We start from the raw sequence: 13642 nt of genomic DNA, 5'->3' as shown, positions 1-13642 counted from the left end.
AACAGGACAAAAGAAATTTTCTCAACAATGTCCAGTTTCTGACCAACGCTCGGCCTTAAATAATAAGGCCGAATTGAATAATTAGATATTACCGAATTAATAAGGATAAAAATATATGCCAAACGCCAAGACGCATATGTTGGTTGGTGCTGGAGTAGGTTTAACTGCCGCATTACTAGATAACAACAAGCATCCAGCCAGCCACAATGTTGCAGTTGCTCCTGCTTTAGGTGCCTTCATGGGAAGACTGCCCGATATTTTAGAACCTGCATTGCATCCCAATCATCGGCAGTTTTTCCACGGTATAGCTGTGTTGACGTTGCTTTCTGCTGGATTACTTAAAGCGTATCGGTGGTCGCCTGAAGATCCATTTGAAAAATTTCTCAGGGGGCTGATGTTAATTGGTGGCGGAGCTTACCTTAGCCACTTAATTTGTGATGCATCAACGCCAAAGGGTTTACCTTTAGTTGGTAAATTATGATGGAGTTAGGCTATGAGTTCACTATTTAGCAATGCCCGTGCTCTAAGCGAGCAGAAGAAATCCATGTTGGTGGAGATGTTGGACTCAGTGTTCGACAATCTCGACTTGACTAAAACCCAACGAGAGCGCATTGAAACGGCCTATAACGCCGTAGGTAGTTACTTAGCAAGTTGTGACCATCCGTTGCTGGAAGGAGCACAGATATACCCTCAGGGATCTATGCGACTTCGGACCACGAATAAGCCCTTGGGCCAAGAAGAGTTTGATGTTGATCTCATTCTGTTTTTGCCCAACGCAGCTTATGTAACACGGGACGAAATCGTCAGCGTGGTCAAACGGCATCTGTTGGACAACGATGTATATGAAGAGTTGGTAGAAGACCTGCCTAGAGGACTACGCATCAACTACAAAGGCGATTATCACTTAGATATCACGCCAGCAAAAGGGTATGACTTGCCGGGATTGCAAGGCCATCCGCTTTGGGTAGTAGATAAGCGGACTGGTTTTAAAGAGTCGAATCCTGAGGGTATGGCTCAGGGGTTTGATAAAGCCTGTTCCATGTTACCTGTCATACGCAAAGCGCATGTGTTTATGGAGGCATTGTCCAACCGCTCTGTAACCGAATTGCCAGACCAGTCAAAAAAGAAACCGCTTAATCGGATTACTCAAATTTTAAAACGTCATCGCGATGTTTGGTCTCAACAATACGACAACATACACGCCGATTTTCGTCCCATTTCGGTGATCATCACAATGCTTGCCAGTCTGGCCTATGTTGAAGTTGTAAAGTCCGGTAAGGCGTACGACAACGAGTTTGATTTGATCTTGGATGTTATCGAGCTGATGCCGCATCACATTGAGACCAATTTTGATGAAGTTCTCATCACAAACCCGACAATGAAACCCGAAAATTACGCTGAGAAGTGGAATCGAGTTGAAGGACAAGAGGGACAGAAATACCGCAACGCCTTTTACGCTTGGCATAGTGCAGCCGTTGACACGTTTGAGCATTTAGCGAGTGCAAACAATCAAGGTATAGATACCGTGTTCACTGCTTTGTCGGGAGCTTTTGGTGAACGTCCTGTCGTCGCCGCGAAAGACCGGATCATCGAAACGGTTAATGCGAATAGAAGCAACGGAAACTTAGGTGTCGCCCTTGGGACTGGCGCAATAACGACAGCCGTCGCCGGAAAAGCGAACGCTGCTTCACGTGTCGTCACCCCAGTGGTGCCAGTGAAAGGAAACCAATTCTATGGCGACTGACAGAGCGTTTTTGAAGCGTTTGGAAAATCCTGTAGTTGGGATACGCGACCAATATCTGGCTTTGAAGAAATATTGTCCGGGAAAAGTTGAGATCTTAGACAATGATAAAACGGTACAGTGGGAAGGAACTCTACAGCCGACCCCGGTTTCAAGAGAGTATCAGGTGGTCATTCGATATACGCTTAGCCATCCTCCTGTCTGCGTTGTTAAATCCCCTGATCTAACTGCTTTGGCTGAAGGCGAGAAAATACCTCACATCTACCAAAACCAAACGGGTATCAGAGGAACACATCTCTGCCTGTTTTTACCCGTTATCAAACAAAAAAACAAAGTCAGCGAATGGCAGCCCACCATGTTCTTGGCAGATACAATCTTACCGTGGGCGTCGATGTGGTTGCTTTATTTTGAGTTTTGGCTGGCGAGCGGCAAGTGGGACGGTGGCGGTGTCGAACATAATGAAAATGATGGGAGCGAAAGATGAAAAAAGCTATCAGTTACTTTATTGAAAAAGCCGCAGATTGGTTTTTTAGAAGGCGCTCATCTGCGCTGATTGTTTTCAGAACTGGCGGTGTGCTTTTGTCCATGACTCTATTTGGAAGCTGGGGCGTATCGCTATCTTACTCAGATGCTGCAAGAACTCTGGCATTTGGCTATCAATCATCGAGTACGACACAGCTCATCCTTAATATCGGTTTTGTTGTCGGAATTTTGCTGACGGTCCTAGGGACGGTGTGGGAGTACCAGCGTCATAGAGATGAAAAGAAACGGAATGAGAAAAAGAAGACCGTCGTTATTGAGCAACGAGGGTTGGTCGATACGTCTGATTCTCCGCTGAGTGAATTCATCAAAAATAAATGCACATGGCAAGTCGATTCAATCGTCCAAGATATACGTGAACGGGTTACCGAGAACGTGATCAGTAGACCTGATTTGGCGTTAGCCAAGGTTAATAATCTAAAGTTGAGCCTCGCTGAAAAAACGGCGCAGTCGGCAGCCTCAGATATCTCAATTGCTTATGGTGGTGTATTTCCGGTTCCCTTTACATTTTATACGGGCTACCTGCTAGATGATGAAAGTCGTATCACAATTCAAGACTGGGACCGCGATATCGGGGACTGGCGTGATTTAGATGAAATTGATGACGGTGAAAAATTCATCGTCGAACAGACGCCAGCAATCGGCAAGTCAGTTGTGCTGGCTGTATCAGTGTCATATCCCGTTGATAGACAGTCAATCGCCAGCGTTTTCGCTGGCCTACCAGTTCATTACTTATCTTTGCCTACACTCGACAGAAACAACCACTGGTCAAAAGCAAAACAAGATCGTCTTAGCGGAGAGTTCTTTGAATATTGTAAAAAGCTGCTGGCTCTGGACGTAGAGCACATACACCTAGTGTTAGCCTCACAAAATAGTATTGCCTTCAGATTCGGCCAGTCTTATGACAAGCGCAATCTGCCAAGCGTTTCAGTGCATCAGTATGAGCGACACCAAGCTGTCAGATATCCGTGGTGCGTTCAAATACCGCATGAAGATGGAAAGACCGTTGAAGTTGTTCAAACCGAATTCAAGCATGTTGCTTGATGTTAAATCGAAAAAGAAGGAGTCAATTATGACTAATAAGAAATAAAGCTCATCCACGTTGGCATCATTGGCTTCGTCTGTTTTGACGGATAGTGGCTCATCACAAATCCAGAAAACCTTAGCTGGTTCTGTTCTAAGTCAAGCCAGCTCTTCACATCAGACTGGCGCTGAAATGGAGGGGGTTGCCTCTGCTGTTATGCAAAGTGACAAGTACAGTGGTAAGACAAAGTCTCTGGCTGCGTCTTTGTTATATCAGTCAAATAAAAAACGGTAATAAAGTGGGACTGCGTAAGCCGTCTCATTTTTTCATCCTCTAAAAAATCGTCAAACATTGCGCTCTCAGGGAAGCGTAAGAAGTTGTTAATCATTGAAAGGAGAGTCGCGTGAATTTCCACGAAGCTAAATCGAAAGTATGGACTTACAAGATTATTGGTGTCCTCATTGCCTTACCGGCGATCACATCTACCATTATCTCAATGCTGAAAATGTTGTATTTCCGTTTGGAAGACGGCACTGCAATGGGATCTGCTATTGCGAGGCCGTTTAAACAGCTAGTCTCACTAGTATATGAGAATACCCAGGCCCTGGTCTTGTTTTGGCAACACTCTCCAACGCCTATATTGAACGATTTGATGAGCAGGCAGAATGCTTACTTTTTAGCTGTTTATCTTTTGTTTTTTGTTGGCCTGGCGTTTTACTCTTCTGGTGGCAGGTTAAATCGTCGCTTGAGAAAGATTAATCAAAAAATTGAAGATCAACTTATTGCTGAGTCAATAAGTGAAGGTGGAGGCCGAAATCGACAGCAAATCGAAGAGTCGATTGAAGTGCCGCCTTCGACCATCTTCTCACAATTTCACCAATTATACCTTGCTCCAATTGTTGTGGCTGTTGTTGGCGGTGTATTCCTGAAATTAGCGGGTGTTTGAGCCGCAATTGGGAAATTCAAAGTAAAAAAGAGCATAAGGGCAGTAGAAAAAGGTGTTAATTGCTCTTTATAAACATATTGTAACTATATTCAAAATAAGGAGAAATATCATGGCAAGATGTACTGCTCCGGTAAGAGGGCATAGTTCTGCGGCAGCCGCAGCAAGTTGTCCAGCATGCCGCTATAAGCATCGTGGGTACGGCGGCTATAGCAGTTATAGCCCGTCATATACGTCGTACTCTGGTACGACTAGTTCTTCATCTAATATTGGTGGAAGTAATTCCAGAAGTTCAAGGCCACGCTGGTCTAAATCGAGTTCTTCGGTTTCTTATACTTCGTCTCAAATTCAATCATTAACCCCGATTAGAGACGCAGTTGAAATTAAAGCTGCCGTAGAACCTGATATTCGAGATGCATTTTTATGTCATGCTTGGGCCGACAGGAAGGATTCGGCTAAGGAGTTGCACGATTTACTAGAAGCTGCCGGTGTAAAAGTCTGGTTCAGTGAAAAAGACCTTGGTCTGGGTGTTCCGATGATGAGAGCCATTGATAAGGGCTTAGCAAATTCAAAAGTAGGACTTGTTCTGGTTACTCCAGCAATGTTAGAGCGTCTTCCAAAAGAGAGCGTCGCTGATAAAGAACTATCTGCTTTACTAGCAGGGAATAGACTAGTTCCTATCGTCCACAACACAACCTACGAAGCTCTTCGCAATGTGAGTCCATTACTGGCGTCAAGATCTGGCTTAGACTCCTCTGAAGATTCAATGGCCGAGATAGCTGAAAAGGTCGCCGAGTTGGTAGCAATTTAATGTGGTGCAGTGCGTTTTTTAACTTCAAAATGGACTTGAATGAACCTCAAGCAAATAGATGCAAAAGAGCTCTTGAAGTTACAAACATCAATTGTGAAAGAGCTTAAAAGTGACGGAGTGGCTCGTGGCAAAAATTCTAGAAGTTGAGCTCGAAGCTGTTTCTAAAGCAGGCTATGATGACATGTTAACCCCACACGAAGTTGGGATATAATTATTAGTATGTATTAGGTTTGAAATTGGTGAATAAATGCCATCGCATAAGATCACAATTCGGTTCAATGTTGGAGACGCATCTCTTAGCATGGATGAGATAGATAATCGTCTTTATGAAGCAGGGTTTGATGATGGGTTTGTTACACACAATGGAAACAGCTTAGTATCCATTTCTGTTGAGAGAGATAGTAGCAGTAAGAGTGAACTTGAAGACTGTCTGAAAAAGATTCTAATTACGATATTTCCACGGGCTATCTGGCTCTAGTGTTGGAGTTGAATTTTCTTATTGGCCAAAATGAAAAGATGTCAGGGTATGATAAAGGAGAAAAGTGGTCTTCCTTTGGTCATGTGCAAAGCTTTGGGTTCAATATAGAGAACTTGGTGGTACTGTGGATCAGCAGTACCAGTATAGACTCATATACGATTTGACTGTTTTGGATTTTGATATAGACCAAATCAGACAGTCATCACTGATAGTATGAACTACCGTTTTAGACAAGGACGAACAGGCTGATATCACTGCGTTTCTGCCATGTGCCAGTTGGTTGGAGTCCTTGTTACTTATATTTGCTCCTAGCTTTCTTTCGGAGGGAAGAGGCCGAAACGACCATGTTTAGGGTTCTTGGTAAATACCGTCAGCCCGAGTTGCCCCTCAAAGGCTTCTGGAGGGTGCTCGTTTTCGACTATAATGACTTGACTATCAGAATGCTCTTCGATCAAATATTTATAGAATTTTTGCTTAAGTGCAGAGCCTTGAAGGCTATCGCCATCTCCCTCAGGCTTATAGTACGCGAGCAAAGGTGAATCAAGGACAACAATCCCCGGGTGAGGGAGAGCTCGCTCTTTACAAAACTCCAGTAATCCTAAAGTGGCGGCGGCGTGTGTAATTGCTCTGAGACCCTTGCCCCTGTTGCCGCGAAGCTTGCCATTGATAACAAAGTCCATTGTTGTTTCATCAAAATAAACACTACCTGTATCCGGGAAGTCCCACGCCTCAAGTATTCTTTCTACTGTTTTAGAAAAATCATGCAATACTTGCGTAGACAACTTCGTTGCAATTTTTTGTTCAACGCCTTCTCCTTCCTCTTTATCTCCAAATAGTTCTTCTCTTTGCGCAAGAAGTTTGTCTAACTTAGCAAAGAGCGAAAGGCACGAAACAACTTTGCTTCGGGTATCTACAAACTCGGAGTACTCATATTGTACATCTGACAATTCTTGAGCAATGGCGCTTTTAATTTCATTATCCACGCTGTTGAATTGGCCCTCGATCACAATCAATTCTTCAGATAGACGGCCTGACTCATCTCTCAATGCTGAAACTGTAGAATCAAGATCACTTGCAAGCCGCTTTATCTTTTCCATTTCTGCTACCGCAGCGATAACTATCGACTCAACATCACCATCGCACTCTTCGCCACTGTGTTGATTTTCGGGAGATGCGCCACAAAGCGGACAAGGTACTCGTTCTTGGTGCACAAAAAGTGAGCCGGATTCTTCAATAGCCATTAACCGATGCAAGTCGGTTATATACTGAATCCTTAGCAACGAAAATCGTTCCAGCATGTTGGCTATGTCATCTATCCTATCCTTAATGGATTCACGGTTGTTAACAATTTCCCGCCTTTGGGTCGTCATTTCACTGAGCTGAGACTGCGCCAATTGAAGCTGTTCTCTACTAGACAAAATCGACTTATTAAGCTTATCGAGTTGCTCCTCCAGCTCCTCACGCGCAAAACCATGCTCGGTAATTTCATCCTCTGCATCAGCTATCCATTCTTCGAGCAGCTCAGCTTTAGCTTGATCATTAGATTCTGAAGTCTTACGAGCATCGACGGACACTATGGCACTATCATCAGACCCCGTAAGCATGAATTTCAAAGTGGATTTTTCGGCAGTTTTGGAAACATATTGACCTGTTAAGAAAGGAGAATCCTGGCGGATAACTTCTTGCTCGTTCACTATAATTAGCCGGGCAACATCACGAAAACTTAAAGATCGACAATCACCATTTGCGTTCTTTCGAATATATTTGCTAAGCATACCTATAGCGCTAAGGAGCCAGCCAGAAATATTGTCCTCCTTGCCAGCTGCGTGTTTCATCTTTATCGTACCGCTTTCTCTAGCATCAGTCGCAGTTTCAATATTCCCTTCAAATATTCGATAGTTACCACCCTCTATACTACGTTCGAATGTCCAAAGGCCTTTTTCCGAGGATTCGATGGTAATACGGGCTTTGTCATATCCATTAAGCTCTGGAATTCCTCGTAGTTCCTTGCCTCCAAGCAGGAAATCGATAGCCTCTACAAGAAAGGATTTTCCAGTATCAGATGCGCCGCATACAACGCTGAGGCTTTGATCAAAAGAAATAAAAGCAGGATCTACCTTTGTACCCAAAAAGCATATATTTTTTATTAGAATTGATTCATTCATCTTGTTAGCTGCCTTCCAAACCTCGTGAATGATGGAATTGGGTCGTCCATTTATCAAAAAAGCTGCTAATTAAATAATGAAGCTCTTTTGTGTCGATATTGCCAAAGGCTGTAGCAACCCAATCTGCTCTATCTATCAATGAACGTATATATGGTGTAGCCAATGAGTCGACAAATGGCTTGGCGTAGTCACTGGCCTGATAAAAAATTCCTTCTACGCCTGCTATCCTGGAGACTAGCCCACGGCTCATCATCAAAGAAAGACCTGATTCAATAATCTTTCGCCTAACAAGAAGCTCTCCTTCTCTCATAGGAAGAGGAGGATGGAGACTCTCCGGCCCATCAACATCGCCCGAATGGACGACCAAATAGTCAAAGTCGACTAGGCGCTGCAAATCCAAAGCGGTGGGATAATTAGCGGTAAGAATGACCAGTGAGCGAATCCCCGTCTCAAGGGTACTGTTAAATACAGTGACATTTCGTTGGCGCTCGTCAATCATCGTGCTCACTCCAATTCAAGCGACTGTCATTTACAAGTTGGTGACACATCCCTTGTTTGTCCCGCGGGCGAGTAACACTGGCGAGTGGGCTTGAGTCAACATTAACACTAACGGCCTGACTCATCGTAGCGTTTAAACGATCCATACCACAGTCGTTCTGGGACTCACACACTTCCACAACGCCATCAAAAATATCGTCTTGGAGAGCTTCGTAAATTCCTGGTGGAACAGTATCTCGAGAAAAGTTGCGTAATGATTCCGCATGGTAAAAACGCTCGCGTTGCCTTCGAAAGTTTTTGCGCAAGGCATCATTATTGTCTAATAGAGAAAGATCGGGCGATTGCGGGCCTTGACCAATGGATTGCGCATATACGCTAAGAAGCTGCCTTACATAACGGTGATCCAGTGACACCGTATTCTCCGGTGGAATTTCTGGTTCGGGACGGACACCAAGCCCTCCACCAAACCTCACAGCATGAAAAGGAGTGGAAGCATGCTGTTCAACCATTTTAACTAAGGAAACTGAATCAAATATTGTGAAGTCAAAACCATCAAAGTGATCAAGAAGAGCACCCTCGAGTTTTATTTTTCCCGTGGAGGTTATGCCTTCCTCGCAATATTTCTCCCAATTCTTTCTGAGCTCTTCTTTCAAATTCGAAGCATTAGCAAGTAACTTGCCTAGTTTTGTACCAATTTGTTTCGGCGCAACAAAGTAGTATTTCCGTGGTGGTGTGTATTCACCGCTATAAGTAAAGTAAATAATCTTGGCGAACTCGACCCAGACATCGGAAGGCGCTAAAGGTTTATCATAAAACTTACACTGATAGTTATCCCACCCATCATTAAATTGGTTGGAAAAAATAAAACCCACAACGTCCAGCCCTTTGTCGCCAGCCCCGGCAAAGCGTTTAACGCTATGATATGAATTTTGAAGAGATGATGCCCATTCCTCAGTAAATTCCTCCCACTCTTCTGCACCAAATAACTGCACGCGCTGCGTTTTCGGGACAGGTATGCCTGAAATCACATGAGTAGAACTATATGACCCTTTCTGAGGATTGGGAGCGAGCTCTTTAAAATTATCTTCTTCCATTATTTTCCGAAATCAATGTTTGATTTAAACGTCCTTTAATTCTGTTTCAAACCCCGATAGCAGTTTAGCTAATTATGTCCGCTTTGATCCGAAAACTGACCTAAATTTAGATTATCAGACAAGTTCCAATATGTCTGCTTAACACAGCGGCCATTTTATTTATTCTGTTCCAACGGCTGCTACTGGCCTGAACTGACGAACCGATTTAGTGACGCTCTGTAAAGAATAGTGTCAGATGAAGTTGTGTCTGATCCACAGTACAAATCAGTACTAATTAACTGATTTTTGTTATGTGGCCATAGCAGTAATGTCAAGTATCTTGCTCTGTCAGTTCATCTACACTTGCCAAACAATTACGCTCAAAAGTATCCAGGAAATATCGAACTTCCGGCATATCTTGTTCGAATTCAGCCAACATTTTTGCAAGTCTATCTTTAACCGAGTTGAACTCGGCATTACCAAAGCGAATTTCATCGTTTGCTTTCAAATACGCTGAAATAATATCTGCTGCCTTAACTAAGCGTTTGTAGTCTGGATCGACGTCGTCTTGGACGAGCAATTTAGCAAATGGCTGTTGTAACTCTTTGGGTAATGACGCAAGACATTCTTGTTCTGAGATTTTTTCTAACTTTTTAAACTCTCTGGTTATTTCTGGGTTGTGATATTTGGTTACATGGTTAATGTCTTGCAATTTGGATTCAGATATCTCGTGATAGAGTGCAATGGTTGCTGCTTTCTCTGGTGAAAGTGAACCTCCGAAAACTTCTTTCTTTATTACTGCAAGTAGATGCGCAATTACTGCTACCTGATGAGAGTGTTCTGCAATGTTTTCACGCTTTACCGTATGCATCAATGCCCATCTTTTTATCAATGGCATACGTAAAATCCAAGCTAAGAAGGTACTTTGTTTCATAAACGCTCTACTAATAATTAATGGTGTACATTTTTTGTGGAATAAGAATTAACTGTTAAATGAACAGAACTTAACAAATAAGAATTAATCTCCGGTGAGTACCTCCGACACGTCGTGAAATATTGCCATGGTAGCAATACGATCAGGGTTTAGTGTGCCGCCAAAAAACTTATTTTTTATTAAAGCAAGTGCGTGGGCAACCATGGCCACCTGCAAACTGTGCTCCTGCACATTTTCTGTGCGCACGTTGTGCATTAGCGGCCAGCGATTAATAAGCTTTAAGCGCGCCAGGTGCGCAAAAAAGTGACTTTTATCAGACACATTACGCCCCTTGCTTATACGTTCTAAAGAAGTTGCCAATACGATGCAGAGCAGGCACCAATACATCGCTGTGCGGTAAAAATACTAATCTGAAATACGTGCCTTCAGTAAGGTTAAACGCGCGACCATGTACCAGCAGAATTTTTTCAGAGCTTAATAAGTCCAGCACCATTTGTTCGTCGTTTTGAATGTTAAATTTCTTCTCGTCCACTTTAGCGAAACAATACATGGCACCTTTAGGTTTAACGCACGAAATACCGTCAATGCCGTTTAGCATATCTGTAGTCACGTCGCGCTGAATGCGAAGACGCCCGTTTTCTTTCACCAAGTCGTCAATGCTTTGATAGCCGCCTAACGCAGTTTGAATAGCACTTTGACACGGTACGTTAGCGCACATCCGCATGGAAGACAGAATATTAAGCCCTTCAATATAGTCAGACGCTAATCGCTTATTGCCGCTGACTACAAGCCAGCCAGAGCGGAAGCCCGCCACACGGTAGTTTTTGCTTAAACCGCCAAAGGTAACAAAAAAAACATCGTCAGCCAGTGAAGCAATACTGGTGTGTTTTGCTTCATCGTAAAGAATTTTGTCGTAAATCTCGTCGCTAAATACAACAAGTCCGTGTTCGCGGGCGACTTCAACCACATCTTGTAAAAGGGCTTTGTCGTAAACTGCGCCGGTTGGGTTGTTAGGGTTGATCAGTACGATCGCGCGAGTTTTACTGGTGATTTTACTTTTTATGTCGTCAATATCTGGGAACCAGCCTGCTTGCTCGTCGCAGCGATAATGAACGGGTGAACCTGACGAGAGGCTAACTGCTGCTGTCCAAAGCGGGTAGTCAGGGCTTGGAATAAGCACTTCATCGCCATGATTAAGTAGCGCCTGCATTGCCATCATAATTAACTCAGATACGCCGTTACCAATATAAACGTCGTCTACACGGATGTCTTTAATGTTGCGCTGCTGGTAGTACTGCATCACGGCCACACGGGCAGCATAAATTCCTGTCGAGTCTGAATATCCTTGAGACGTAGGCAGGTTATGAATAACGTCTTTTACGATATCGTCAGGGGCTTCAAATCCAAATGGGGCAGGGTTACCGATATTCAGCTTTAATATGCGGTGTCCTTCGTCTTCCATTTTGCGTGCTTGCGCAGCGATTGGGCCTCTAATGTCGTAACAAACGTTATCTAATTTATGTGAGCGAGATACAGTTTTCATGGTCTATCTGGTTGATTTACATACCCTGAGAGTATCGCAATACAATGCCATATGCGATGGCCTTTTTGCAGTATTTCCGCTTTAAGTACGACTTTTTTCACCAAGTGGCTATTTATTGACCACATAACGAGATGAATGATCCGCTTGTCACTTAAGTATGAAATTTATGTTAATAGCTTGTGAACTTTTCATTCAGCGCCTATCGTAGTAGTAAGGCGTGTATAAAAAACGCGTTAGTAACAAACAGGCTAACAAGCAGAGGTGATAAGAATATGTCGCACCATTTCAAAGAAACACCAGAGAATGCAATCACGCAAAGTGGTATAGCACGCGTTATTCCCTGTAAAGAATTAGACGTTGGCGACCCTATAAAATGGTTGTCATTGGCATTACGAGACGCTATGCGCGCACCAGGTCTCACATTGTTTTATGGCGTTCTCTTCGCGGTTATTCCGTGGTTTATTATGTACTTGGTTGAAATGACAGGTTGGCACTTGGTCATTCTACCGGCCATTGTTTGCTTTATGTTGGTAGGTCCATTTCTAGCTGCTGGTCTTTATGATGTAAGCTGGGAAATGGAGAAAGGCCATAAGCCCACGTTACGCCATTCTTTACGCGCAATGCGCAGAAATGCGTTTAACGAGTGGGGCTTTGCCATTTTACTTATGGTGATGATGATATTCTGGTTGCGTGTTGCATCGCTAATCCATGCACTTTATCCGCCTTATATCGAAAACGATTTAGAAAGCTTATTACCATTTTTAGCGCTAGGCACAATTGTTGGTGCGGGTTTTACATTGGCCATGCTTTTCATTACGGCGTTTACCCAACCAATTTTGATGGAACGCAAAGTTGACCTTGCTACCGCCGTATTAACCAGCGTTAACGCAGTATGGCTTAATAAGGTTCCCATGCTTATTTGGGGGGCGATCATCTTTACCACCGTTGCGATTGGTTACGTAACCGGGTTTATTGGTTTTATCGTGTTAATGCCTATAATCGGCTACGCGTCATGGCATGCTTATATTGATGCCATTGAAACTAAGCGCGAACGCAGATATGAGTAATCGCTCACGCTTTCTGTAATTTAATTACGGAAATGGTGAGGTTTTCTGTACATTAGATGCGCTTTATCATTATATATTTTGTTAAAATTACAGTTTTAAGGCCCCAAAAGGGGCCTTTTTATACTTAACTCTTATATTTCTTTCTTCCTACAAGTTCCATCGCTAGATATATTAGTAATATGTAATCTAAATTAAACTCGATAAAACAGTGATTTAGCCTAGTAACAATGGTGTAACAAACTGATTTACCACACATTTACCCCCATTACACAATCATTCAACAGAAAAGTTTTGATTCTTGATACATAAATAAAGGGCGTTGAGCGAATTGTTGATTGTTCAGCTTTGTTCAACCAAAAACTAAGAGTTTGCCACAAACTTGATTAAAGCCTTTATCTACACATTGAGGAATTAAACATGAAACCAGTTAAATCGAAACTAGCCAACGCGGTAAAAGTGCTAGCTGTAACTGCAACCGTAGCATTTAGCGTTAACGCAACTGCCGCAGCACCACAAAAAGACATACGCTTTGTAGGCGAAACCCAATTCGCAGGGTTTTGTAAAGCTGTGATAAATGATGACGTTAGAGTACTTCGCTCTAGTCTTTCACGTAACGTAGGACGCATTGGTGCTAGTCAGCGTGAAGTGTTGCGTATGGTAACGTCTGAAGAAGGGTTGACGTGCAATGGCAGTAGTCTAATTGAGTTTTCAGTAGAGCGTCACGCTGATGCCGTACATGAATACTTAACGTCGCGTAGCTAAGGCGTTGATTGCGGTAACGATAAATCCAGAAAAAGCGGGCTAGCTTGCACTCATCGTCAATCA

General features: G+C 43.2%; 13 protein-coding genes and 1 pseudogene. 8 read left to right on the top strand and 6 right to left on the bottom strand.

The window, feature by feature from the left end:
- The first annotated feature begins 115 nt into the window (after positions 1-115).
- From ACFI6L_RS15340 to ACFI6L_RS15315, 6 genes are all read left to right on the top strand, one after another.
- Positions 116-481, top strand: coding sequence for a metal-dependent hydrolase (locus ACFI6L_RS15340; protein ID WP_423088868.1), 366 nt, complete (start codon positions 116-118; stop codon positions 479-481).
- Positions 482-493: 12 nt separating this feature from the next.
- On the top strand, positions 494-1744 hold the full coding sequence (locus ACFI6L_RS15335; protein ID WP_462574360.1) for a nucleotidyltransferase domain-containing protein: 1251 nt from the start codon (positions 494-496) through the stop codon (positions 1742-1744).
- Positions 1734-2225 carry a hypothetical protein gene (locus ACFI6L_RS15330; RefSeq protein ID WP_462574359.1) on the top strand — a complete coding sequence of 164 codons (492 nt, stop codon included), beginning with the start codon at positions 1734-1736 and terminating at the stop codon, positions 2223-2225. The genes ACFI6L_RS15335 and ACFI6L_RS15330 overlap by 11 nt, the downstream gene beginning before the upstream one ends.
- Positions 2222-3325, top strand: coding sequence for an SAVED domain-containing protein (locus tag ACFI6L_RS15325; RefSeq protein WP_462574358.1), 1104 nt, complete (start codon positions 2222-2224; stop codon positions 3323-3325). Before ACFI6L_RS15330 ends, ACFI6L_RS15325 begins: the two co-directional genes overlap by 4 nt.
- A 383-nt stretch (positions 3326-3708) precedes the next feature.
- The gene (locus ACFI6L_RS15320) at positions 3709-4251 is read left to right on the top strand and encodes a YniB family protein (RefSeq protein ID WP_462574357.1); all 543 of its coding nucleotides are present in this window, start codon (positions 3709-3711) and stop codon (positions 4249-4251) included.
- Between the two features lie 109 nt (positions 4252-4360).
- The gene (locus tag ACFI6L_RS15315) at positions 4361-5059 is read left to right on the top strand and encodes a toll/interleukin-1 receptor domain-containing protein (RefSeq protein ID WP_462574356.1); all 699 of its coding nucleotides are present in this window, start codon (positions 4361-4363) and stop codon (positions 5057-5059) included.
- A gap of 786 nt (positions 5060-5845) precedes the next feature.
- On the opposite strand, the gene ACFI6L_RS15310 is transcribed toward ACFI6L_RS15315, so the two are convergent.
- From ACFI6L_RS15310 to ACFI6L_RS15285, 6 genes and pseudogenes are all read right to left on the bottom strand, one after another.
- Positions 5846-7702: a hypothetical protein gene (locus tag ACFI6L_RS15310; RefSeq protein WP_462574355.1), complete on the bottom strand. Its 1857-nt coding sequence runs from the start codon at positions 7700-7702 to the stop codon at positions 5846-5848.
- A gap of 4 nt (positions 7703-7706) precedes the next feature.
- Positions 7707-8201, bottom strand: a complete 495-nt coding sequence (locus tag ACFI6L_RS15305; RefSeq protein WP_462574376.1) for an ABC-three component system middle component 2 — start codon at positions 8199-8201, stop codon at positions 7707-7709.
- Positions 8194-9294, bottom strand: coding sequence for an ABC-three component system protein (locus ACFI6L_RS15300; protein WP_462574353.1), 1101 nt, complete (start codon positions 9292-9294; stop codon positions 8194-8196). The genes ACFI6L_RS15305 and ACFI6L_RS15300 overlap by 8 nt, the downstream gene beginning before the upstream one ends.
- A 310-nt stretch (positions 9295-9604) precedes the next feature.
- Entirely contained in the window at positions 9605-10207 is a 603-nt protein-coding gene (gene yfbR, locus ACFI6L_RS15295) for a 5'-deoxynucleotidase (RefSeq protein ID WP_462574351.1), read from the bottom strand.
- 87 nt (positions 10208-10294) lie between these two features.
- Positions 10295-10528: pseudogene (gene yfbR / locus ACFI6L_RS15290) on the bottom strand (5'-deoxynucleotidase); the annotation flags it as partial.
- Between the two features lies 1 nt (position 10529).
- Complete coding sequence (locus ACFI6L_RS15285) at positions 10530-11750, bottom strand: pyridoxal phosphate-dependent aminotransferase (RefSeq protein ID WP_014976750.1); 1221 nt, start codon at positions 11748-11750, stop codon at positions 10530-10532.
- Between the two features lie 272 nt (positions 11751-12022).
- Between ACFI6L_RS15285 and ACFI6L_RS15280 the strand changes: the two genes are divergently transcribed.
- Positions 12023-12817 (top strand): DUF2189 domain-containing protein, encoded by a 795-nt coding sequence (locus ACFI6L_RS15280; RefSeq protein ID WP_462557565.1) that lies wholly within the window; start codon positions 12023-12025, stop codon positions 12815-12817.
- 417 nt (positions 12818-13234) lie between these two features.
- Positions 13235-13579 (top strand): DUF3718 domain-containing protein, encoded by a 345-nt coding sequence (locus tag ACFI6L_RS15275; RefSeq protein ID WP_014976749.1) that lies wholly within the window; start codon positions 13235-13237, stop codon positions 13577-13579.
- The last annotated feature ends 63 nt before the right edge of the window (positions 13580-13642 follow it).

Source organism: Alteromonas sp. G4i35, assembly GCF_054960375.1.
This window is presented reverse-complemented; position numbering and strand designations above follow the sequence as displayed.